This window comes from Curtobacterium sp. P97 (genome assembly GCF_023712445.1).
Taxonomy (GTDB): Bacteria; Actinomycetota; Actinomycetes; order Actinomycetales; family Microbacteriaceae; genus Curtobacterium.
In genome coordinates this window covers 96,692-120,601 of sequence record NZ_JAMAYF010000002.1, presented here as the reverse complement: position 1 = coordinate 120,601, position 23,910 = coordinate 96,692, and the positions used below count along the sequence as shown (strand labels likewise).

Sequence of the window (23,910 nt, the reverse complement as noted above, 5' to 3'; positions counted from 1 at the left end):
ACACGTTCGGGGCGGTGGGACCGCGCAACTGTCCGTGGAGCCGAGTCTCGCGCGCCGACGGCGGCCCGCCGACGGCCGCGCCCCGCGCCGCTACCAGCTCACGGGGAGCGGCTTGCCCTCCTCGTAGCCGGCCGCCGACTGGATGCCGACGAGCGCCCGCTCGGCGAACTCGGTCAGCGAGGACGCCCCCGCGTACGTCGCCGAGCTGCGGATGCCGGTGGTGATCATGTCGAGCAGGTCCTCGACGCTCGGCCGCTCCGGGTCGAGGTAGATCGTCGACGACGAGATGCCCTCGGCGAAGAGCGCCTTGCGGGCCCGCTCGTACGGGTCGAGGCGCTCGAAGCGCTCCCGCACGGCCTTCGCCGACGCCATGCCCCAGCTCTCCTTGTAGGCCTTGCCCGCGGCGTCGCGACGGAGCACGCCCGGCGCCTCGAGCGTGCCGGCGAACCACGAACCGATCATGACGGCGGAGGCTCCGGCGGCCAGCGCGAGTGCCACGTCGCGCGGGTAGCGGACGCCGCCGTCGGCCCAGACGTGTGCGCCGAGCGACCGGGCGGCCGCGGCGGTCTCGAGCACGGCGGAGAACTGCGGGCGGCCGACGGCCGTCATCATGCGCGTGGTGCACATCGCGCCCGGTCCGACACCGACCTTGATGATCGTCGCACCGGCGTCGACGAGGTGCGCGACGGCGTCGGCGGTGACGACGTTGCCGGCGACGATCGGCAGGCCGAGACCCAGCGCCGAGACCGTGCGGAGCGCGCGGAGCATGCCCTCCTGGTGGCCGTGCGCGGTGTCGAGCACGAGCACGTCGACCCCGGCGGCGGCGAGGGCCTTCGCCTTCGCGGCGACGTCGCCGTTGATGCCGACCGCGGCGGCGACCCGCAGGCGACCGTCCCCGTCGACGGCGGGCGTGTAGATGTCGGAGCGGATCGCGCTGGTCTGGCTCGTGGTGCCGACGACCCTGCCGTGCCGGACCACGGGCGCGAAGTCGACCTCGGCGGCAGAGAGCACGTCGTACACGTGCCGCGGGGTACCGGCGTCGTCGGCGTCGATGGCCGTCGAGGGTCCGTGCAGCAGGTCGCCGATCGTCGCGTCCGCACCCGCGGTGCCGAGCCGGGCGGCGGGCACGCAGCCGAGGTACTCCCCCGCCCCGTCGCGGACCACGACCCCGCGACCTGCCACCGGCAGCAGCTGCTCGAGCGCCTCGGCGACGGTGGTGTCGGCGCGCATGTCGTAGGCGGTGTCGAAGTCGACCGGCTGCTCCTTGACCCAGCGGATCGCGGCGTCGAGGTCCTGCAGGTGCATGTCCTGCGGCAGCACACCGAGCCCACCGCGGCGGGCGAGGGTCGCGGCGAGCCGCGGGCCGGTCACCGAGTTCATGTTCGCGCTGACGATCGGGATCGTGGCGCCCGTGCCGTCGTTCGTGGCGAGGTCCACGTCGAAGCGGCTCGTCACCCCGGACCGACTCGGCACGAGGAAGACGTCGGAGTAGGTCAGGTCGTGCGTCGGCCGCGTCTCGTAGAACCTCATGGGTGCCACTGTACGGCTCCGCAGCCGCGCGGACACGCGTGCGGGAGGTCTCCCCGGCGCACCGTCGACGCCGGAGCAGGACCCCTGCTGCGCGACACCCGTCGTCGGGTCCACCGGTCCGGCGGGCGGCCCCCGTCCCGACACGCGCGAGCACGGCCGGGAGGCGCGGCGCGCGTCCGACGGTCACCGAACGGTCGGCGCGGAACGGCTAGGCTGGCGGCCAGTGCGGAGCAGGGTTGCCCCGCACGACACACACGAGCATCTATCGACGGAGAGTGGGCGATCGGCTGTGTCGAGCCATCTGACGGGTACGGACGAGACCGCGGGCGAATTCGGGGCGAACGAGTGGCTGGTCGACGAGCTCTACGAGCAGTTCGTCGCCGACAAGGAGTCCGTCGACAAGTCGTGGTGGCCCGTGCTCGAGAGCTACCACCGCTCGCAGACCGGGGGCGACTCCGCCGCCGGCTCGACGCCCAGCGCACCCGCCCCCGCGCAGTCCTCGTCGCAGTCGACCACGCAGCAGCCCGCCACGGGTGACGCCCCGGGCGAGGCGAAGCCCGCCGGTCCGATCCAGGCGAAGACGACCTCGCGCCAGCCCACCCCGCAGCCGATCCCGGCCGAGGCCAACGACGAGGCCGACGACCACGAGGAGACCCACGAGGACGTGGCGACCCCGCTCCGGGGCATGGCGAAGACGCTGGCCTCGAACATGGACGCCTCGCTCACGGTCCCGACCGCGACCAGCGTCCGGACGATCCCGGCGAAGCTGATGATCGACAACCGCATCGTCGTCAACAACCACCTCCGCCGGGCCCGGGGCGGCAAGATCTCCTTCACCCACCTGATCGGGTGGGCGATGGTGCAGGCGCTCAAGGACTTCCCGAGCCAGAACGTGTTCTACGAGGAGCGCGACGGCAAGCCCTTCGTGGTGGAGCCCGCGCACGTGAACCTCGGCATCGCGATCGACGTCCCGAAGAAGGACGGCACCCGCTCGCTCCTCGTCCCGAGCATCAAGCGCGCCGAGACCCTCACCTTCGGCCAGTTCCTCGCCGCGTACGAGGACCTCGTCAAGCGCGCCCGCGACAACAAGCTCACGCCGGCCGACTTCCAGGGCACGACGATCTCGCTCACCAACCCGGGCGGCATCGGCACCGTGCACTCGGTCCCGCGCCTGACGAAGGGCCAGGGCTCGATCATCGGCGCCGGTGCGCTCGAGTACCCGGCGCAGTTCCAGGGCTCCGCGACGAAGACCCTGGTCGAGCTCGGCGTCGGCAAGACGATCACGCTGACGAGCACCTACGACCACCGGGTCATCCAGGGCGCCGGCTCGGGCGAGTACCTCAAGAAGGTGCACGAGCGACTCATCGGCGAGCACGGGTTCTACGAGGGCATCTTCTCGGCGCTGCGCATCCCCTACAAGCCCATCCAGTGGGCGAACGACATCAACGTCGACCTGGCCCACCGCGTCAACAAGACGTCGCGCGTGCAGGAGCTCATCAACAGCTTCCGCGTGCGCGGGCACCTGATGGCCGACATCGACCCGCTCGAGTACCGGCAGCGCACCCACCCCGACCTCGAGCTCGAGAACCACGGGCTGACGTTCTGGGACCTCGACCGCGAGTTCGTCACGGGCGGCCTCGCCGGCACCACGACGGCACCCCTGCGCGACGTGCTCGGCATCCTGCGCGACGCCTACTGCCGCACCGTCGGTGTCGAGTACATGCACGTCCAGGACCCGGAACAGCGCCGCTGGGTGCAGGGCCACATCGAGGTGCCGTACTCGAAGCCGTCGAAGGACGAGCAGCTCCGTGTCCTCGGCAAGCTCAACGAGGCCGAGGCGTTCGAGACCTTCCTGCAGACGAAGTACGTCGGCCAGAAGCGCTTCTCGCTCGAGGGCGGCGAGTCGACCATCGCGTTCCTCGACACCCTCATCCAGCACGCGGCGGGCGCCGGCCTCGACGAGGTCGCCATCGGCATGGCCCACCGCGGCCGCCTCAACGTGCTGACGAACATCGCCGGCAAGACCTACGGGCAGATCTTCCGCGAGTTCGAGGGGTCGTCGCTCCCGGGTTCCGTGTCCGGTCAGGGCTCCGGCGACGTGAAGTACCACGTCGGCACCGAGGGCGTCTTCCGCGCGTCGGACGGCTCGAGCATCCCCGTCACGATCGCCGCGAACCCGTCACACCTCGAGGCCGTCGACGGCGTGCTCGAGGGCATCGTGCGCGCCAAGCAGGACCGCACCCCGCCCGGCACCTTCGGCGTGCTGCCGGTGCTCGTGCACGGCGACGCGGCCATGGCCGGCCAGGGCGTCGTCGTCGAGACCCTGCAGATGTCGCAGCTCCGCGGCTACCGCACGGGTGGCACGGTGCACCTCGTCATCAACAACCAGGTCGGGTTCACCACGCCTCCGGAGTCCGCGCGCAGCTCGGTGTACTCCACCGACGTGGCGAAGACGATCCAGGCGCCGATCTTCCACGTCAACGGGGACGACCCCGAGGCCGTGGCCCGCGTCGCCGAGCTCGCCTTCGCGTACCGCGAGGAGTTCCACCGCGACGTCGTGATCGACCTGGTCTGCTACCGCCGCCGCGGCCACAACGAGGGCGACGACCCCTCGATGACCCAGCCGCTCATGTACAACCTCATCGAGGCGAAGCGCTCCGTCCGCACCCTGTACACCGAGGCCCTCGTCGGTCGCGGCGACATCACGCAGGAGGAGTACGACGAGGCGCACCGCGACTTCCAGGACCGCCTCGAGCGCGCCTTCGCCGAGACCCACGAGGCGCAGACCGGCACGATGCCCGTCATCACGACGGACGACGACGGCGCCGTGGACGGTCTCGAGCGTCCGACGGCCCAGCGTGACGACGCCGAGGTCGAGGTGCACGAGACGGCGATCTCCGAGGAACTCGTCCGGGCCATCGGCGACGCGCACAGCAACCCGCCCGCCGGCTTCTCGATCCACCCGAAGCTGCAGCAGCTCCTCACCAAGCGCACCGAGATGACCCGCTCCGGCGGCATCGACTGGGCGATGGCGGAGCTCATGGCGATCGGCTCGGTGCTGGTCGAGGGCAAGCCCGTCCGGCTGGCCGGCCAGGACGCCCGACGCGGCACCTTCGTGCAGCGCCAGGCGGTCTTCCACGACCGGGTGAACGGGCAGGAGTGGCTGCCGCTCGCCAACGTCGCCGAGGACCAGGCCCGCCTGTACATCTACGACTCGCTGCTCAGCGAGTACGCGGCGATGGCGTTCGAGTACGGCTACTCGGTCGAACGTCCCGAGGCCCTCGTGCTGTGGGAGGCGCAGTTCGGCGACTTCGCGAACGGCGCGCAGACCGTCATCGACGAGTTCATCTCGTCCGCCGAGCAGAAGTGGGGACAGCGCTCCGGGCTGGTGCTCCTGCTCCCCCACGGCTACGAGGGTCAGGGGCCGGACCACTCCTCGGCGCGCATCGAGCGGTACCTGCAGCTCTGCGCCGAGGACAACATGATCGTCGCGCGTCCCTCGACGCCGGCGTCGTGGTTCCACCTGCTCCGTCGCCAGGCGTGGGAGCGCCCGCAGAAGCCGCTCGTCGTCTTCACGCCGAAGGCCATGCTCCGCCTCCGCCAGGCGACGAGCCCGGTCGAGGCCTTCACGAACGGCTCCTTCCACGAGGTGCTCGACGACGACCGCGTGACCGACAAGGCCGGGGTGCGCCGCGTCGTGCTGCACTCGGGCAAGGTGCACCACGACCTCCGCGCCGAGCTCGACAAGTCCGGCGCGACCGACGTCGCCCTCGTCCGGTTGGAGCAGCTCGCGCCGCTCCCCCTCGACGAGCTGCTCCGGGTGCTCGCGGGCTACCCGCAGGCCGAGGTCGTCTGGGCCCAGGAGGAGCCGGAGAACCAGGGCGCCTGGCCGTTCGTGTGCATGAACCTGTCCCCGCACCTCGACGGCCGTCCGCTCTCCGTGGCCTCGCGCCCGGCGAGTGCCGCACCGGCGACGGGCTCGTCGAAGCGTTCCGCGGGTGAGGCCGCCGACGTCGTCCGCAAGGCACTCGGCTGATCCGCCGCGCCCCCTGACGAACGATGCGCCCCGTGGAGACGGGGCGCATCGTTCGTCAGGGCGCGCATCTCCCGGGCACGCAGACGCACCGACGGCGGCGGCAGCAGCGGCGGCCGCACGCGGCACGCAGCAGCACCGACGTGCAGCGCCAGGGGCTGCCCGACGCTACTTCAGCTTCGTGTAGCGGACCCCGGCCTCGTGGTACCCGCGCTTCTGGTAGAACCGGTGCGCGCTGTCCGTCGCGGCGGCCGACACGGCGCTCAGCCGGTGCGCCCCCTGCTCACTCGCCCACGTCTCGAACGTGTCGATGAGCGCGGAACCGGTCCCGAGCCTCCGGGCCGACGGGTCGACCACCAGCAGCAGGAGCTGCGCGGTGGGCTCGTCGCTCGCGTACGACCACGTGACCTGCGCACCCGCCACGGCGACCGCTCGGCCGTCGTCGCCACGGACCAGCCACGTGCGGTGTCCGGCCTCGGGCACGAGCCGTTCCAGCCGTGCGCGCATCGCGGACTCGTCGACGACGTGCCCGAGCAGACGGACGAGGGCGGTGACGTCGGCGACGTCCGTGTCGGACCAGGTGGTGATCGACTCGGCGGTGAGGGTCATGGGGCGACCCTACCCAGCGCCGGCGACGTGTGACGACGAGCACACGCTTGTGCAAACACTTGATATTTCGTATCCTTCATGGGACTCGTCCACTCGAAGGAGACTCCATGCACCTCTCTACCCGTTCCAGCCGCCGCAGCGCTCTCGTCGCCGTCCCGCTGGCCCTCGTCGCCAGCGCCGCCGTGATCTCCGGCGCGTCCTACGCCGCGTTCTCCGCGTCGACCGACAACTCCGGCAACAACTGGCGCACCGGCACCGTCGCGCTCGACGACGACCACCAGGGCACCGCCCTGTTCGACGTCAGTGACCTCGTCCCCGGTGACACCGGCGAGCAGTGCATCACCGTCACCGCGACGACCACCAAGCCGGCGCTGGTCCGCTTCTACGGCGCGGACGTGGTCAACGACGGGGCCGCGGACCACCTCGACCTCATCGTCGAGCGAGGGACCGCGACCGGGGCCGACTGCCAGGGCTTCAACGCGCAGGACGGCGTCTTCGCCGACACGCTGAGCGCGCTCGAGGCATCCACCTCGTTCGCCGACGGCTACGGCTCCTGGACGCCGACCACCGGCACGGAGGCCACGGTCTACCGCATCACGTACACCCTCGGCGAGGACACCCCGAACTCGGCGCAGGACACCTCCGCGTCGGCCACGTTCGTGTGGGAGGCGCAGTCGAAGTAGCGGCCGCTCCGGAGCAACACCACCACCAGCTGAGAGAGGACGACGGATGCCCCGCGACACGACCCGGACGCGACGGCGCTGCACGAGCGACGCGGTCGCGCTCGGGATCGCCACCGCCGCCAGGACCCTGCTCCTCACGGCTGTGGCCCTCCTCCTCTGGGCGCTGGTGCCCGTCTGCCTCGGCTGGCCGACGACGACGGTGGTGAGCGGCTCCATGGCCCCGGCGGTCCAGGTCGGCGACGTCGTCGCCGCAGCCCCGCTGCCGGACTCCGCCCGGACGCCGGGGCGGGTGCTGCTGGTCGACGATCCCGACCATCCGGGCCGCCTCCGCCTGCACCGTCTCGACCGGGTGCGGGACGACGGGATGCTCGTCCTCCGCGGCGACGCCAACCCGCGACCCGACCGGAGTGCCGTGGCGCCGTCAGCGGTCCGCGGCGTCGCCCTGCTGCGGTTCCCCGCGGTCGGTCTCCCGGCGACGTGGCTCCGCGAAGGCGACGTCGCGCACCTCGCCGCAACCCTCGCGCTCGCGATCGCGCTCGTGCTCCTCGCCGGGAGCGATCGCGGGATGCGCAACGGCACGCCGTGTGGCGGGTGCGGCACGCCGCGTGTGGACCTCGCGACCCCGCCGCCCGTCGTGGAGCGGACGGTCTCGACGGTCCCCGCGACGCTCCTCGCCGTCCTCGCCGCCGTGACCGCCGCCGCGGTCGGCACCGGCTCCGGGGCGGGCGCGGTCTTCTCGGCGGACACCGGGGCAGCGGCGGCGGCAGCGACGGCGAAGACCTTCCCGTGCTTCCGCGGGATGCTGGACAGGCCGTCGCTGGCGTGGGACTTCGACGAGAAGTCGGGTCCGGACATCGTCGACCACGTCGGGCGGCAGCCCGCGGTGATGACGGGGCACGCACAGCGTCACGACGCCTCGTGCGCGGACAACCCGTCCCTCCGCTTCGAAGACGCCTCCGACTCGCCGCGCGCCACCAGCTCGACGCAGATCGAGGCGCCCTCGACCTTCAGCATCGAGATCTGGTTCCGAACAGACCGTGCCCAGGGCAGCATCATGTCCTTCGGCTCCGGGCAGACGGCCGCGTCCGGCTTCAAGGACCGCCGTCTGTACATCACCTCGGAAGGAACCCTCGCGTTCGGCGTGCAGGACAGTGGGAACGCCACCCGACGCTCGGTCACCTCGACCGCGCGTGTCGACGACGGCCGGTGGCACATGGCCGTGGGCACGTCCACGCCCGGGCACATGGCGCTCTGGCTCGACGGTGTCCAAGTGGCCGACCGCTCCGACAACACCAAGCCGTTCACCTACGAGGGCTACTGGCGCGTCGGACGCGAGTCCACCGCCGACTGGCCGGGTGCGGACAAGGCCAAGCCGAACTTCGTCGGCGAGGTCGACACGGCTCGCGTGTACAACCGAGAACTGCCGTGGACGTCGGTCGCCACGCACTTCGCGGTCGGGAGATGACCGCTAGTGCGTCGCCTGCTCCACGCGGATGCGCGCGAGGATCTCGGTCCGGAGCTGGTCCGGCGCGGTCTCGGCGCACGCGCGCTTCACCGTCTCCATCAGCACCACACCGACCCGGTGCTCGCTCGTGCAGTCCTCGCAGGACTCCATGTGCTCGCGGATGTCCGCGGCGTCCTCGCGGCAGAGCTCGTCGTGCAGGAACTCCTCGAGCTCGGCCTTGGCCTTCGAGCAGTCGCAGCCGCTCATCGTGCGTCCTTCCCGTCGGTGCGACCAGCGGCCGCAGTCGTCTTCCGGCCCCGCCCGCGCATCGTCGCCGTCGACGCTGCGTCCGGGACGATGCCGGTCTCGCGTGCGTGGTCCGCCAGGAGCCCGCGGAGGAGCCGGCGTCCACGGTGGAGACGGCTCATGACCGTCCCCACGGGGGTCTTCATGATGTCGGCGATCTCCTGGTAGGAGAAGCCCTCGACGTCCGCGAAGTACACGGCCATCCGGAAGTCCTCGGGGATCGACTGGAGCGCGTCCTTCACGGCCGAGGACGGCAGGTGGTCGATCGCGTCGGCCTCGGCGGAACGCGCCGAGACGGACTGCGTGACGCTCTCGGCGCCGCCGAGCTGCCAGTCCTCGAGCTCGTCGATCGTGCCCTGGTACGGGTTCCGCTGGTTCTTGCGGTACGTGTTGATGAACGTGTTCGTGAGGATCCGGTAGAGCCACGCCTTGAGGTTCGTGCCCTGACGGAACTGCCGGAACGCCGCGTACGCCTTGACGAAGGTCTCCTGCACCAGGTCCGACGCGTCGGCCGGGTTGCGGGTCATCCGCATCGCGGCGCCGTAGAGCTGGTCCATGAACGGGAGCGCCTGGTCCTCGAACAGGGAGCGCAGTTCGGCCTCGGACACGGTCTTCTCGTCCGCCGGTTCGGCCTCGGGCTCGAGGGCGTCCGCCTCCTCGGACACCGCGTCGAGCTGCGCCTCGGTCTCCTCGACCAGGTCGTGCGGTGCTGCCTGCGGTTCGTCGGTCGTCATCACGGACGAGTCTAGGCCGAGCCCGCCGAGCGAGCCGTCGATCGTCGTCCGCACGGTCGGCAGTGCCGTCCGTGACCGTTCGAGTGTCGCTGTCGCCAATGGTCCTCCCGCGGTGTTCAGTACCCTGGTGAACCGATGGCCCAGTCGACGCATTCCCAGCAGCCCGATCCCTGGATCGCACCCCTCGCCCGCGGACCCCTGCGCGGCGACGTCGCCCTGCCCGGCTCGAAGTCGCTGACGAACCGGGAGCTGGTCCTCGCGGCGCTGGCCGACGGCCCCTCGACCATCCGGCTCCCCCTGCACTCGCGCGACTCCGCCCTGATGGTCGCCGCGCTCCGGCAGCTCGGCGTCGGGATCGACGAGGTCGTCCCCGCGGACGGCACGGCTCCGAACCCGTACGGGCCGGACCTCCGGATCACACCCGCGCCGATGCACGGCGACGTCGCCGTCGACTGCGGGCTGGCCGGCACCGTGATGCGCTTCCTGCCGCCGCTCGCCGCGCTGGCGACCGGCCCCGTGACGGTCGACGGCGACCCGTACGCGCGGAGGCGACCGATGGGCGCGATCATCCGCGCCCTCGCCGACCTCGGGGTCGACGTGACGGACGACGGCGACGGCGCGATGCCCTTCTCCTTCACCGGCACCGGATCGGTCCGCGGGGGCCGTCTCGAGATCGACGCGTCGGCGTCGTCGCAGTTCGTGTCCGGGCTGCTGCTGTCGGCGCCCCGCTTCGACGAGGGCCTGCACCTCACCCACGTCGGCGAGCGGCTGCCGAGCCTGCCGCACATCGACATGACCGTCGCGGCGCTCCGCGCTCGCGGTGTCCGCGTGGACCAGCCGACCGTCGGCGAGTGGGTGGTGCACCCGGGCCCGATCGCGGCGCGCGACGTCGTCATCGAGCCCGACCTGTCGAACGCCGCGCCGTTCGCGGCGGCTGCGCTCGTCGCGGGCGGCACCGTCCGGATCCGCACCTGGCCGACCGACACCACGCAGGTCGGTGCCGACCTCGAGACGCTCCTGCCCCTGTGGGGCGCGACCGTCACGCGGGACGGCGACGACCTCGTCTTCGACGGCGGCGTCGGGGTGGCCGGTGGAGCCTCCCTGCCGGGTGTGACGCTCGACCTGTCCCGCGGCGGCGAACTCGCACCGGCGCTCGTCGCGCTGTCGGCCCTGGCCGACGGGCCGAGCGAGATCACCGGGATCGGCCACCTGCGTGGCCACGAGACGGACCGCCTCGCCGCGCTCGCGGCGGACGTGAACCGGTCGGGAGGCTCGGTGCAGGAACTCGACGACGGCCTGCGGATCACGCCCGCCCGCCTCCACGGGGGTGGCTGGGCCGCGTACGACGACCACCGGATGGCGACCGCGGGCGCCCTCGTCGGTCTCGTCGTCGACGGCGTCGCCGTCGACGACGTCGGCTGCACGGCGAAGACGCTGCCGCAGTTCCCCGAGCTCTGGGCGGACCTGGTGGCGACCGGTGCGGACCAGGCTGCGGGCCACCGGACGGGAGCGTGACGCCGTGAGCTGGTGGGACGACGTCGACGGGGACGACACCGACGAGGACGAGCCGTACGGACAGTACGAGTCGAAGGTGCGGATCCGGCCGAACCCGAAGGGCAACCGGCCCCGCACGAAGACCCGTCCGAACTACGACGACGCCCCGACCGGCTGGGTGACGAACGTCGACCGCGGGCGCTTCGGCGTGCTGGTGTCGGCCGGCCAGGACGACGAGCGGGTGATCACGGCGACGAAGGCCCGGGAGCTCGGCAAGAAGTCGGTCGTGACCGGCGACCGCGTGTCGCTCGCCGGGGACGTCTCGGGCGACGCCGGTTCGCTCGCGCGGATCGTCAAGGTCGCCGAGCGGTCGACCCTGCTCCGACGGAGCGCGGACGACAGCGACGAGGTCGAGCGCGTGATCGTCGCGAACGCCGACCAGATGCTGATCGTCGTCGCGGCGGCGGACCCCGAGCCGCGCCCGCGACTCATCGACCGGTACCTCGTCGCGGCGTTCGACGCCGGCCTGGACCCGGTGCTCTGCATCACGAAGACCGACCTGGCCGACCCGGCACCGTTCCTGGCGCACTTCGCCTGCCTGGACCTCCGGATCGTCACGAGCCGGTCGGACGACGTGCCGTTCGACGCCCTGCACGAGGTGCTCGACGACACGGTGACCGTCACGGTCGGGCACTCCGGCGTCGGCAAGTCGACGCTCGTGAACGCCATCACCGGCTCGACCCGCGCGACCGGCGTGGTCAACGCGGTCACCGGTCGCGGGCGGCACACCTCGTCGTCCTCGATCGCGCTGCGCGTCCGTGACGGTGGGTGGATCATCGACACCCCCGGCGTCCGGTCGTTCGGGCTCGGGCACGTGCAGCCGGAGAACGTCTTCCGGGCCTTCGCGGCGCACGCCGTCCCGGTGCGCGAGCCCGCCGACGGCATCCCGCTCGCACAGGCGCACGACTGGGAGATCGTCGACCGCGTGCACGACGGGGAGCTCGGGGCGACCGGCGTCGAGCGGCTCGACTCCTTCCGCGCCCTGCTCACCGGCATGGGTGCGGACGACCCCGGCGCGGACTGACCCGAGGCGGGGGTCGTCCCGCGCGTGGGGACCGTCGCGTGCGTGGTGACCGTCGCGTGCGGCGCGGGTGTACCGTTGCCCCTCGTGCCCGAAGTTGCAGAACACAACACAGCCAGACCCGAACCGGTCCACCACGGTGACCACGCGGCGGAGCACCCGTCGCGAGCCGACCGCCCCACGGCGGCGATGGCGGCGGTCCTGCACCCCGAACACCTCGGACGGTCGCTGCGGTCCTTCGGGTCGCACATCCTCGTGCCGCTGTTCCTGGCGGTCGGGATGAGCCTCGCCTACCTCGGCGCGTTCCACGCCCCGACCCCGCACGAGCTCCCGGTCGGCATCGTCGGCCAGGGCCCGGAGGCCCAGGTGTTCGCCCAGACCGTCACCGACGGCTCCGACGGCCGGCTGGTCGCGCACGTCGTCGGCTCGACGGCCGAGGCCGAACGGCAGGTCCGGGACCGCGACCTCGCCGCCGTGTACGCGCCGGGGACGGACGGCGCCGTGCTCTACGTCTCCACGGCCGCGAGCGAGACCACCGCGACCGCAGCCCAGAAGGTCTTCCTGCCGATCGCGTACGAGCAGCACCTGCCGTTCACCGTGCACGACGTCGTGCCCACCGGTGACGAGGACCCGACCGGCCAGGGACTCTTCTTCCTGCTCGTCGGCCTGAGCGTCGGCGGGTACGCCTCGGCGATCGCCGTCGCCGCGGCGGCCGCGAAGCTCCGCGCGCTCTGGACGGTCGTCGTCGGCGCCGTCACCGCCGGGGTCGTCGCCGGCATCGGTGTCCTGGTCGCCGGACCGCTCTACGGCGTCATCCCGGACCACCGCTGGCAGGTCTTCCTGTTCGCGTGGCTCTACGACGCCGTCATCGTCGCCCTCGGCGTCGGGCTGCACCCGCTGCTCGGGCGGTGGACCACGCCGATCCTGACGATGCTCTTCGTGATGCTCAACTTCACGAGCTCCGGCGGGATCTTCCAGCCGTCGTTCCAGCCCGGCTTCTTCGCGGCGCTCAACACGTTCTGGAGCGGCGCGGCCTGGCTCGGCGCCGCGCAGGACCTCGTGTACTTCCCCGGAGCGTCGCTGACCCGGTCGGTGGTCGTGCTCGTGCTGTGGCTGGTCGTCGCGGTGCTGCTCGGCGTCCTCGTGCACGGGCTCGCCGCACGCCGGACCCGCATCGCGCGCGAGCGCGCGGTGTCACGCTACGAGGAGGAGCAGGTCGTCGCGGCCTAGGGCGCTAGCCTGACCTCCGTGGACCTCAGCGCCGACCTGGACTTCGCCCGCTCCCTCGCCGACACCGCCGACGCGATCAGCCTCGAGCGGTTCCGCGCCGCCGACCTGCACGTCACGACGAAGGCCGACAGCACGCACGTCACGGACGCCGACCAGGCGGTCGAGCGCGCCCTGCGCGAGCGCCTGGCGGCCGAGCGCCCGGACGACGCGTTCCTCGGCGAGGAGACGACGGCGGACACCGGCGCCGACGCCCTGAGCGAAGGGCACCGGCAGTGGGTGGTCGACCCGATCGACGGCACCGCGAACTACCTGCGGGGCGTGCCGGTCTGGGCGACCCTCATCGCCCTCGCCGTCGACGGCCGCCCGGTGCTCGGCGTCGTCAGCGCCCCGGCGCTCGGCAAGCGCTGGTGGGCCGCGGAGGGGCTCGGCGCACACTCGACCGACGGGCCCCTGCGGGTCTCCGGCGTCACGGCGCTGTCCGAGGCGAGCCTCAGCTACAACAGCATCCAGCAGTGGGACGAGGACGACCGGCTCGACGCCCTCGTCACCCTGTCCCGCGAGGTCTGGCGCACCCGGGCGTACGGCGACATGTGGTCGTACATGCTCGTCGCCGAGGGGGTCCTCGACGTCGCGGGCGAGCCCGACCTCAAGCCGTGGGACATCGCGGCCCTCGTGCCGATCGTCGAGGAGGCGGGCGGCCGCTTCACCTCGCTCGACGGCGACCCGGGCCCGTGGCACGGCAGCGCCCTCGCCACGAACGGGCACGTGCACGACGCCGTCGTGGACGTCATCCGGCGTCCGTAGCCCCTGGTCGTCCCGACACGGGCGACACCGGGGCAGGGCGGACGCTGCGCCGCGGTGTACCCCGCTTGTCCCCTGCGCGCGGCCCGGCCGACGGTGCCGGACCCCCGGACGGGGGCAGGGACCCCCCGGACTGGGGCCAGGCGAGTCGGACACTCTGCTGACGAGCACTTCGGTGGCGTCCGATGGGCGGGTTATCGTGCTCACGGCTGATCGGACGCACCGGGTTCCCTAGACCCGGACCGTGTCGGGTCCGTCGTCCATTACTCGTCCGAAAACCCTGACCCGAGGGGTGGTCCAGACGATGACTTCATCGTTCCCAGGCGGAACCGAGTGCACCCTCACTCGTCGTCCGCGTCATCTCACCGACAGCCCTGGTGTGCGCTCCGTCGCCGCCTCGCGTCCGTCCGTCGCCACGGTCCCTGCCCGTGCCGCCGACCGGATCCCGTCCGTCGCCGTGGTCTCCCGCCGCGCTGCCGACCGGACGCCCACCGCAGTCTCCGTCCCCGGACCCGGAGGCCGGTGAGTCATGGCACTCACCGGTCGCCGTCTCGAGGTCGACCGGATCGCGACCCTCGCTGTACTCCCTCGTGAGTCCGCGATGGTCGTCGTCGGCGACCCTGGTTCCGGGCGCAGCAGCGTCCTCGACGCGGTCGCTGACCGCGTCTCCCTCCCCGTCGTGCGGGTCGGTGTCAACGGGAGCGAGTCCCGCTGGCCCCTGGCCGGTGTGACCTCCCTGTTCACCGCACTCGACGATCCGCGGGCGACCGCCCACATCGCGCACCTGCTGCAGGCCGGTGGCGCGACGAGCGGGCTCGCCGCCGCGCACGACTTCCTCGAGGCCGTGCAGACCCTGACCCTGCCGCCGACGGTCGTCCTGATCGACGACCTCGACCGGATGGACCGCGAGAGCCAGGAGCTCATCGCGTTCCTGGCGGGTCGACTCGCCGGCACGGCACTGCGTCTGGTCGCAACGGTCCGGACCGTGCCGTCGGACGGTCCGCTCACGGCCCTCCCCGTGCTGCGGCTCGAACCGCTGGCCGCCGACGTGTCCCTCGCGCTGGCCCGGTCGATGGCACCGGAGGGCGCGAACGACGGCGTCCTCGCGATCCTCGCCGATGCGACGGGCGGCAACCCCGGCGCGCTCCGCGAGCAGTTCGACATGCTCTCGACCGCCCAGCTGACCGGCACCGAGCCGCTCGTGCTGCCGTTGCGCCCGACCGCCACGACCGAGGCCATCGCGGCGCTGACCCTCGACGTGGTCGAGGGTGCCGCCGACACCGACACCGACGACGCGGGACGTGGTCTGGACGTCCTCGCCCGGCTGTCCCTCGTGCCGGTCGCCAGGACGACCGGATGGGACCGCGACGCCGTCGACGACCTCGCCGACGCCGGGCTCGTCGTCGTGCGCGGCCAGACCGTCACGGTCCGCGACCCGCTGCTGCGGTCAGCCCTGTACTGGCGGATGTCCGCACGCACCCGGCGCACGCTGCACCGCGAGCTCGCCGCGGCGAGCGCCGAGGCGGACCCGCGCGCCGCCGCGTGGCACCGGAGCTTCGTCGACGACGTCCCCGACGTGGTCGCGCTGCTCGACGCCGCCGCGGGCTACGTCGCCGACGGGGCACCGCACGCCGCGGTCGCCCTGGCCGAGCGTGCCCTGCACGTCGGCTCGGGCGGTGAGGACGAGCGGACGGCACTGCTCGCCGTCACCGAGGCGCTGTTCGCACAGCGTCAGCTCGGGCTCGCCGCGCGCTACCTCACCGCGATGCGCCCGTTCCGGCGCGGGTCGGACGAGGTCCGGCGCCTGCGGGTCCTGTACTCCGTGCAGTACCTGCGCGGCGAGACCGTGCACGCGGACGAGCTCCTCGTGCCCGTGGACGCGGAGGCACCCGAAGCCCCCGCGACCGCCGGGCTCCTGGCGATGGTCGCGAGCTTCCGGGCGGAGACGTGGGACCTCGAGCAGGCCCGCGACCTGCTCGCCCGGGTCGAGCAGCTCGGTCCGGTGATCACCCCGCACACCGCGGAGATCGCCGGCGCCGTGCAGTGCCTCGTCGCTGCGCTCGACGGTTCGCTGCCCGCCGACACGGAGCTCTACGACGGACTCTCGACGGCGCGGCTGATGTCGATGTCCGAACCGGCACTCCTACTCGTGGCACACGCGCTGAGCCTCGCCGAGCGGTACCGGAGCGCACGTCGCGTCTTCGCGCTCGTCGTCGCCCGCGGGCAGGACACCGAGGCCGTGTGGGTCGAGGGAGCCCGCTACCTGTCCGCCGAGAACGAGCTGCGCTCCGGCAACTTCCGGCAGGCCCTCCGCGCGATCGACGCCTGGGAGGCCGGGAGCGCCCTGTCCGCGCAGCGGCTCCGCGAGCCGTCGCGGGCGGTCGCGGTCGCGTGGCGCCACTTCGCCGAGGGTCGTTCGCTCGAGGCGCTCGAGGTGGTGGACCGGTGCCTGGCGCTCCGCTCCACGGTGCTGCTCTGGGGCACCACGGCCCGGCTGCACGCACTCCGCGGGCGTGTGCTGCTGCTCGACGGTCGTGTCGACGAGGCGGTGACCGCCCTCGAGGCGGCGGACGCCGTCGGCCGGTCGCTGCGCAACCCGACCGTGCTGCGGCACCTCGGCGACCTGGTCGAGGGCTACGTGCGCCTCGGCCGGATCGACGACGCCCGGAACGCGACGGCCCGGCTCGCGGCCGACCACCACGCCCGGCCGTCCCGCTGGGGCGCGCTCGTGCTGGCCCGCAGCCTGGCGCTCGTCGCCGACGACGCCACCCGTGAGACGGCGCGTCGACGAGCCCTCGAGCTGTTCCAGCCGCACGACTCGCAGTACGAGCGCGCTCGCACCTTCACCGCCCTGTCGGCGGTGGGCACGGACGCCGAGCGGCCCCGCCTCGGCGCCGCCGCCGCGGCCGCGTACGAGGCGGCGGGTCTGCGACGACCGCTGGCGACGCCCGCGCCGACGGCGGTCATGCCGGCCTTCGGCGTGCCGACGTCGCTGCGGTCCGGACCGGTGCTGTCCGCCCCGGTCCCGGGGTCGCCGCGGAGTGCCCCGGACGCGTCCGTGGTGCTCACCCAGCTGACCGCGGAGGAGCGCGCCGTCGTGCAGAAGGTGACCGAGGGCTACCGCAACCGCGAGATCGCCTCGTCGCTGTTCATGTCCCAGCGCACCGTGGAGCTGCGCCTGACGCAGATCTACCGGAAGGTCGGGGCGCGCTCGCGCTCGCACCTCGTCGCGCTGCTCACCTGATCGCGCGACCCGCGGACGCAGGGCGACCGCTCGACGGACGGGAGGCCCGGTACCAGCTGGTACCGGGCCTCCCGTCCGTCACGCCCGACGTCGGACCGCGAGCCGGCTTGCGGGAGTCCGCACCGACGACACGTCGGGTCGCACCGCTCGCGCGGTGAACCGCAAGAGCCGCTGCGCGGTGTTGTCCCGGCGGACCCGCCGGGCGAGGCTCGTGGTGCACCGACCGTCGTGCCCTTCCCGGAAGGGCCCGTCCGCGGATCACGACCGTCCGGTACCCGAACCGCCGACCCTCCCGGTCCGCCCCCGCCTGATCCGCGGGTGGACCGGCCGGGCGACGGACCCGGACCCGCGGCAGACCCGGCGGCGGTCGGTGCCGCTCCCCGGCACCGGGCCGGTCCACCACCCGAACGGACACCGTATGTGCGGCATCATCGCGGCGCGCGTCAGCGACGACGTGACCCCCTTCCTGCTCGACGGTCTCGAACGGCTGGAGTACCGGGGGTACGACTCCGTCGGCGTCGCGGTGCGGACCGCCGCCGGTCGGATCGCCACGGTCCGGTCGGTGTCCCGCGTCGCGGACCTGCGGGCGGACCTCGCTGCACGGGCGGCCGCGGTACCGGCAGAGGACGCCTCGACCGGGCTCGGGATCGGGCACACCCGCTGGGCGACCTGCGGGACGGTGCGCGAGGAGAACGCGCACCCGCACGCCGACTGCTCCGGCCGGATCAGCGTCGTGCACAACGGGACCGTCGAGAACGCGGGACGGTTGCGGGCGACGCTCGAGCAGCAGGGGCACGTGTTCCGGTCCGAGGTCGACTCCGAGGTCATCGGGCACCTGGTCGAGCGTGCACTCCACGTCGACCCCGACCTCGTGCTCGCGGTGCAGATCGCGACCGCGCAACTGCGGGGCTCCTGGGCGATCGTCGTGCTCGACGCCCGGGACGGCCGCATGGTCGCCGCCGCGAACCGGTCGCCCCTCGTCGTCGCACGCTCGGCACGGGGTGACTTCGTCGCGAGCGACGTCGGCACCATCGCCCGGTGGTGCGAGACCTTCGTGCCGCTCCGGGACGGTGACGTCGTCGAGCTCGGCGAGGCGTGGAGCTGGTCGTCGGAGGGCATCGCCGTGCCCGTGCCCTTCCCCACCCCGTCCCCGTTCGCCACGACCGCGCTCGACGTCGACCTCGGCGACCACCCGGACCACACGGCCAAGGAGATCGCCGAACAGCCCCGGGTCGTCGCCGACCTGCTCGAGCGCGTCCGGCAGCGCACCGCGGACGGCAGCACCTGGACGGGGCTCGGGCTACCGGCGTTCGAGCGGCTCGCCGTCGTCGCCTGCGGGACGTCGCTGCACGCCGGCCAGGTCGTCGCCGGCACCGCGCGCACCCTCGGCGGCGTGCCCACCGACATCGTCGTCGCGAGCGAGGTGGACCACGCCGTCCTCGGTCGCGGCACCCTCGTCGTCGCCATCAGCCAGTCCGGGGAGACCGCGGACGTCCTCCGGGCGCTCGACCGGCTCGACGACCGGTACCCGGTCCTGGCGCTGACGGACGACGTGCACTCGTCCCTCGCCCGCCGAGCCGACGCGGTGCTCGCCTGCCACACCGGCCCCGAGGTCGGGCTCGCCGCGACGAAGACCTTCACGGCGCAGGTGGTCGTCGGCGTGACCGCGGTCCTGTCGGCACTGGTCGCCTCGGGCCGGCTCGAGCCGACCCGCGCCGCAGCCCTGGTCGACGAGCTCTCCGGACTGCCCGAGCGGATGGCGGCCGCCGCCGCGGTCGCAGCTGAGCGCATCCCGCTCCTGGCCGCGACGGTCCGTGACGCGCCCGGCTTCCTGTTCGTCGGCCGCGGGCCCGGGCTGCCCTACGCAGCCGAGGGTGCGCTGAAGGTGGAGGAGCTCGCCTACCGGTGGGCACGGTCCTGCCCCGTCGGTGAGCTCAAGCACGGTCCGCTCGCGCTCGTCGACGACGGCACCCCGGTCGTGGTGGTCGACCACGGGGACCCGCGCATCGCCTCCGCCGTCGCCGAGGTCCGGGCCCGCGGGGGCCTCGTCGTCACGATCGGCGGTGCGGGCTCCGACGTACCGGCGATCACCGACCGCGCGGAGGCCACCGACCTGGCCTGGGGACGGTCGCTCGCACCCTGGGGTCCGGTCGAGGCGGTCGTGCCCCTGCAGATGCTGGCGCGTGAACTCGCGCTGCAGCTCGGTTGCGCGGTGGACAAGCCCCGCGCCGCCGCGAGGTCGGTGACGGTCGAGTAGCCAGGCACGTGCAGCGCAACCGGGTGACGGTGTTCCTCGTCGTCCTGACCGGCCTCGCGGTCGTCGCGACGGTCGTCGTGGTGGTGCTCGTCGTCGTGGACGCCGTCCACTGACCCGACGGCCCGCGCGGTCAGCGTCCTCTTGGTGGGTGCTGCCATCCTGGCGTCTTGACCGCAGCAGCCCCGCCCCTCGTGTTCGTCGCCGTCCTGGTCGGCGCCGTCCTGCCCGTCGTGCCCCTGGTCGGCCGGGTCGCCCGGATCGCGGCCACCATCGTGCACGAGGTCGGCCACTGCGTCGTCGTGGTGCCGTTCGGCGGACGCATCGACCGGATCGACCTGCACGCCGACGGCTCCGGCGAGGCCTGGGTCCGACTCGGGCGCGTGCCGGCGGCGATCCGCTGGCTGGTCCGGGTCCTCAACCTCTTCGCCGGGTACAGCGCGCCGCTCTGGGCCGGGGTGCTGCTCGTCTCCGGGGTGCTCCAGGGGTCGCGGTGGCTCCCCGTGGTGGTGCTCGCCGTCGTCGGCCTGCTGGCCCTGGCGTTCGTGCGGAACTGGTTCGGCCTGCTCGTCGTGCTCGGCTTCGACGCGCTCGCGCTGTGGGTGGCGGTCCGGCCGTCGGAGGCCACCGTGCTCGTCGTCGCGGCGGTCGGCACCGCGTTCGTGGTGGACGGTCTGCGGTCCCTCGTGCACGTCGCCCGCTGGCTGCTGACCGGCGCCCGGGTGCAGACGGACTTCCACATCGCCGCCGCCGAGATGCGGGTGCCGGCCGTGCTGTGGTTCGTGCTCTTCGTGGCGGTGAACGGGGTGGCGGTGTGGCTCGCCCGGGAGCCGCTCCTCGCCACGTGGGACACCGTCGCCGCCGGGGTGCGCACACTGTTCTGACCCGGGGCCGAGGCGTCGGCGGGCCGGCGTCGGCAGCCCGGCCGCGCTCCTGCGACATCGCACGCGTCGATCGACCGGTGCGGTGTCGAACGATGCACACGCACACGATGCCGGCGCACGAACCGTCCCACGCGTCGATCGACACGCGTCTCGTCGCGTGCACGTACCCGTCCGCCGTGCCACGATCGTCGGATGCGCCCCGCCGATGCCCTCGCCGCGCTCACCGACGCGCCGTCGCCCGACCGCGAGCGGTTCGTCGGGTTCGTCCGCAGCACCGGGGACGCTGCACTCGACCGTTCCCTCGGCACGGAGCACCTGACGGCGTCGTGCTTCGTGTTCTCGCCCGATCGGTCCCGCGTCCTGCTCTGCCTGCACCGCAAGGGCCGGTTCTGGGTGCAGTTCGGCGGGCACCTCGAGCCTCGGGACGCCGACCTGGCCGGGGCGGCTCGGCGCGAGGCCCGCGAGGAGTCCGGCATCGTCGGTCTCGAGCTCGACGACGGCGTCGTGGCCGACCTGGACCGCCACGACCTGCACGGCGGCTTCTCCTGCGCGGCGCACTGGGACGTCGGCTTCGTCGCCACGGCGGACCCATCCACCCGGACGACGGTGAGCCACGAGAGCGAGGACGTCCGGTGGTTCCCGGTCGACGCGCTCCCGGAGCCGATCGCCCCGGGACTCCCCCGACGCCTCGCCGCACTGCTCGCCGGAGCAGACGCAGACACAGACACAGACCCAGACGCAGACGTGAGCACGGCCGCTCCCGCTCGGGGTGGCACCGCCGGCCCGTAACCCGACGCCGCAATGCCCCACCGGCCCGTCCGGCCTGCGAGAGTACCCGCACGACGGACACGCCAGGAGGACCCCATGTCGAACGACGGCCACGGCTTCGCCACCGAGCAGGTGCACGGCGGCTTCCTGCCCGACACCGCACACGGAGCGCGGGTCCCCGCGATCCACATGACCTCGGGCTTCCTCTTCGACGACTTCGAGCAGGCCCGCGAGCGCTTCGCCGGTGTCGACGACGGGTACACCTACACACGGCTGGGCAACCCGACGAACGCCGACGTCGAGCGCCGCGTCGCACTGCTCGAACGGAGCGCCGAGGCGATCCTCGTCGGCAGCGGCCAGGCGGCGGTGACGGTGGCGCTCCTCGGGCTCCTGCAGGCGGGCGACCACGTCGTGAGCGCCCGGAGCATCTACGAGGGCACGAAGGGCCTGCTCCTGCAGAACCTGGCGCGCCTCGGCATCGAGGTCGACTTCGTCGCGGACCAGCGCGACCTCGACGCGTGGGCCCGCGCGGTCCGACCGAACACGAAGCTCTTCTTCGCCGAGACGATCCCCAACCCGAAGAACGACGTCCTCGACATCGCCGGGGTCGCCGACACCGCGCACCGGGCGGGCGTGCCGCTCGTCGTGGACAACACCCTGGCGACGCCGTACCTGGTGCGGCCGGTCGAGCACGGCGCCGACGTCGTGGTGCACTCCGCGTCGAAGTTCCTCTCCGGGCACGGTGCCGGCCTCGGCGGGCTCGTCGTCGACGGCGGGACCTTCGACTGGGGCCGCATACCGGAACGCTTCTCCCACCTCACGACGCCGGACCGCGCCCTCGGCGGGCAGAGCTACGTCGAGCGCCACGGCAGCCGGGCCTTCGCGGTGTACGCGCGTGACGTCGTCGCGTCACGGATCGGTCCGACGCCGTCGCCCTTCAACGCCTTCCTGCTGCGTCAGGGCATCGAGACGCTGTCGCTCCGCGTCGAGCGCCACGTCGCGAACGCGCTGGCCGTCGCGTCCTTCCTGGAGCGCCAGCCGGAGGTGACGAGCGTCGACCACGCGGGGCTCGCCTCCAGTCCGTACCACGACCTCGCCCAGCGCTACCTGCCCCGTGGGGCCGGCTCGGTCTTCGCCTTCACGCTCGCCGGTGGCGAGCCGGCCGCCCGCGCCTTCATCGACGCGGTGCAGCTCATCAGTCGGATGACCCACCTGGGTGACGTGCGCTCGCTCGTGCTGCACCCCGCGACCACCACGCACGCCGGCCGCACCGCGGCCGAGCGGGCCGAGCTCGGCATCGGCGACGGCCTGGTCCGGCTGTCCGTCGGCATCGAGGACGTCACCGACCTGCTCGCCGACGTGGAGCGCGGCCTCGCGGCGGTCCGTGCGGCCACCGGACGGGACGGCGCCGGCCGGGAGGCCCGCCCCGCCCCCGCCACGGAGGTCGCGGCCCTCGCACGCGCCGTCCCGCAGGGCCACCTCGTCGGGCAGGAGGTCTGACGGTGGGCGACCTGCAGCACTTCGGGTACTTCTTCTCGCGGGGGTTCGGCCCGCAGGCCTGGGGACGGTCCGACTGGGACTGGGGCCACGACTGGACGGAGCCCGACCTGTACCAGCAGTCCGTCCGGGCGCTCGAGCAGGCGGGGATGGACCTCGTGATCGCCGAGGACGCGATCTCCCTCGGCAGTCCGGCGACCCTCGACCTGCGGATCCGGCAGGCGTACGGCGGTCCGAAGCACGACCCGCTGCTGCTCGCGCCGTACCTGTTCGCGGTGACGCAGCACATCGGCATCGCACCGACGGTGAACGCCGGCATCACGCCGCCGTACCTCGCCGCGCGGCAGGCCGCGACACTCGCGCACCTGTCCTCGGACCGCTTCGGGCTGAACGTCGTGACCGACACCGGCAGCGCCCGGCACGTCGGTGCGGCACCGCTCCCGCACGACGCCGCGTACGACCGCGCCGAGGAGTGGATCACGCTGCTCCGACGGCTCTGGCACTCGTGGGGCGACGGCTACGTCGGGGACCCGACGGACTGGCACTTCGCCGACGGCGACGCACTCGACGCATTCCACCACGAGGGCGCGTACTTCACCGCCGACGGCCCGCTCAACGCGCTCCCGCTCGACGCTGACCCGGTCGTGGTCTCCCCCGGCGGATCCGGACGCGGGCTCGGGTTCGCCGGGACGCACTCGGACGTGCAGCTCGCACTCGCACCGTTGACGGCCGAGGCGGTCCGTGCGTACCGGTCCCGGGTGCTGACCGCCGCGGCCGACGCCGGGCGCAGCGCGGACGACCTGCGGGTGCTGTTCGTGCTCAAGCCGGTCCTGGTGCCCTCGGTCGAGGAGGCCGAGCGGGTCGTCGCCGCGTCACGACACCCGTCGGATGCTGATCTCCGAGCCGCCGCCGTCGCGTGGTCGAGCGACTCCGAGACGGATCTGCTCGCCCTCGACCTGGACGCACCGATCCCGGACGGGACCTTCGGCGACCACGTGTCCGCGGGCACGGTCCGTGGGCTGGTCGGGGACACGCCGGACGCGCCCCTCCGGGAACTCCTGACCCGGAAGGCCCGGCTCGGGCGGATCAGCGCGCGCGCGGGGTTCGTCGGGACGGCCGAGGAGTTCGCGGACTTCGTGGAGGAGCTCGGGGCGGACGCGGACAACGACGGGTTCATCCTGTCCGGCGACCTGCACCCGGCGCAGGTGTACCGGCTGACGGGCGACCTCGTGCCCGCACTGCGCCGCCGGGGGCTGCTGCGCCGGGAGTACGGCGACGGCGGCCTGCGGGCGAACCTGTTCGACTTCTGACCCGGCCC

The 23,910-nt window shown here is 73.2% G+C and carries 17 protein-coding genes; 13 read left to right on the top strand and 4 right to left on the bottom strand.

The window, feature by feature from the left end; all coding sequences use genetic code 11:
* Window positions 1-90 precede the first annotated feature (90 nt).
* Window positions 91-1,530 (bottom strand): GuaB1 family IMP dehydrogenase-related protein, encoded by a 1,440-nt coding sequence (locus tag M3677_RS02415; protein WP_251159708.1) that lies wholly within the window; start codon window positions 1,528-1,530, stop codon window positions 91-93.
* Window positions 1,531-1,819: 289 nt separating this feature from the next.
* Here M3677_RS02415 and M3677_RS02410 point away from each other — a divergent pair, with 289 nt between their 5' ends.
* A complete protein-coding gene (locus tag M3677_RS02410; protein ID WP_251159707.1) occupies window positions 1,820-5,566 on the top strand; it encodes a multifunctional oxoglutarate decarboxylase/oxoglutarate dehydrogenase thiamine pyrophosphate-binding subunit/dihydrolipoyllysine-residue succinyltransferase subunit in 3,747 nt (1,248 codons plus the stop codon).
* Window positions 5,567-5,731: 165 nt separating this feature from the next.
* Here the strand turns inward: M3677_RS02410 and M3677_RS02405 are convergent, their stop codons facing one another.
* Window positions 5,732-6,172, bottom strand: coding sequence for a GNAT family N-acetyltransferase (locus M3677_RS02405; protein ID WP_066654762.1), 441 nt, complete (start codon window positions 6,170-6,172; stop codon window positions 5,732-5,734).
* 107 nt (window positions 6,173-6,279) lie between these two features.
* Between M3677_RS02405 and M3677_RS02400 the strand changes: the two genes are divergently transcribed.
* Window positions 6,280-6,855, top strand: coding sequence for a CalY family protein (locus tag M3677_RS02400; RefSeq protein WP_251159706.1), 576 nt, complete (start codon window positions 6,280-6,282; stop codon window positions 6,853-6,855).
* A gap of 46 nt (window positions 6,856-6,901) precedes the next feature.
* Window positions 6,902-8,320 (top strand): LamG-like jellyroll fold domain-containing protein, encoded by a 1,419-nt coding sequence (locus M3677_RS02395; RefSeq protein WP_251159705.1) that lies wholly within the window; start codon window positions 6,902-6,904, stop codon window positions 8,318-8,320.
* Window positions 8,321-8,323: 3 nt separating this feature from the next.
* On the opposite strand, the gene M3677_RS02390 is transcribed toward M3677_RS02395, so the two are convergent.
* Both M3677_RS02390 and M3677_RS02385 read right to left on the bottom strand, forming a co-directional pair.
* On the bottom strand, window positions 8,324-8,566 hold the full coding sequence (locus M3677_RS02390; protein WP_066654764.1) for a zf-HC2 domain-containing protein: 243 nt from the start codon (window positions 8,564-8,566) through the stop codon (window positions 8,324-8,326).
* Window positions 8,563-9,339 carry a sigma-70 family RNA polymerase sigma factor gene (locus tag M3677_RS02385; RefSeq protein ID WP_066658348.1) on the bottom strand — a complete coding sequence of 259 codons (777 nt, stop codon included), beginning with the start codon at window positions 9,337-9,339 and terminating at the stop codon, window positions 8,563-8,565. Before M3677_RS02385 ends, M3677_RS02390 begins: the two co-directional genes overlap by 4 nt.
* 135 nt (window positions 9,340-9,474) lie before the next feature.
* On the opposite strand from M3677_RS02385, the gene aroA reads away from it, so the two are divergent.
* From aroA to M3677_RS02335, 10 genes are all read left to right on the top strand, one after another.
* On the top strand, window positions 9,475-10,854 hold the full coding sequence (aroA, locus tag M3677_RS02380; RefSeq protein WP_251159704.1) for a 3-phosphoshikimate 1-carboxyvinyltransferase: 1,380 nt from the start codon (window positions 9,475-9,477) through the stop codon (window positions 10,852-10,854).
* Window positions 10,855-10,858: 4 nt separating this feature from the next.
* On the top strand, window positions 10,859-11,917 hold the full coding sequence (gene rsgA / locus M3677_RS02375) for a ribosome small subunit-dependent GTPase A (RefSeq protein ID WP_209682276.1): 1,059 nt from the start codon (window positions 10,859-10,861) through the stop codon (window positions 11,915-11,917).
* An 84-nt stretch (window positions 11,918-12,001) separates the two neighbouring features.
* Window positions 12,002-13,144 (top strand): hypothetical protein, encoded by a 1,143-nt coding sequence (locus tag M3677_RS02370; RefSeq protein ID WP_251159703.1) that lies wholly within the window; start codon window positions 12,002-12,004, stop codon window positions 13,142-13,144.
* An 18-nt stretch (window positions 13,145-13,162) separates the two neighbouring features.
* Window positions 13,163-13,948, top strand: coding sequence for an inositol monophosphatase family protein (locus tag M3677_RS02365; protein ID WP_251159702.1), 786 nt, complete (start codon window positions 13,163-13,165; stop codon window positions 13,946-13,948).
* A 526-nt stretch (window positions 13,949-14,474) separates the two neighbouring features.
* Window positions 14,475-17,189 (top strand): LuxR family transcriptional regulator, encoded by a 2,715-nt coding sequence (locus M3677_RS02360; protein WP_251159701.1) that lies wholly within the window; start codon window positions 14,475-14,477, stop codon window positions 17,187-17,189.
* Window positions 17,190-17,607: 418 nt separating this feature from the next.
* Window positions 17,608-19,446: a glutamine--fructose-6-phosphate transaminase (isomerizing) gene (glmS, locus tag M3677_RS02355; RefSeq protein WP_251159700.1), complete on the top strand. Its 1,839-nt coding sequence runs from the start codon at window positions 17,608-17,610 to the stop codon at window positions 19,444-19,446.
* Window positions 19,447-19,613: 167 nt separating this feature from the next.
* Complete coding sequence (locus M3677_RS02350; RefSeq protein ID WP_251159699.1) at window positions 19,614-20,327, top strand: M50 family metallopeptidase; 714 nt, start codon at window positions 19,614-19,616, stop codon at window positions 20,325-20,327.
* A 192-nt stretch (window positions 20,328-20,519) separates the two neighbouring features.
* On the top strand, window positions 20,520-21,116 hold the full coding sequence (locus tag M3677_RS02345; RefSeq protein WP_251159698.1) for an NUDIX hydrolase: 597 nt from the start codon (window positions 20,520-20,522) through the stop codon (window positions 21,114-21,116).
* Window positions 21,117-21,191: 75 nt separating this feature from the next.
* Window positions 21,192-22,595 (top strand): O-acetylhomoserine aminocarboxypropyltransferase/cysteine synthase family protein, encoded by a 1,404-nt coding sequence (locus M3677_RS02340; protein ID WP_251159697.1) that lies wholly within the window; start codon window positions 21,192-21,194, stop codon window positions 22,593-22,595.
* 2 nt (window positions 22,596-22,597) lie between these two features.
* A complete protein-coding gene (locus M3677_RS02335) occupies window positions 22,598-23,902 on the top strand; it encodes an LLM class flavin-dependent oxidoreductase (RefSeq protein ID WP_251159696.1) in 1,305 nt (434 codons plus the stop codon).
* The last annotated feature ends 8 nt before the right edge of the window (window positions 23,903-23,910 follow it).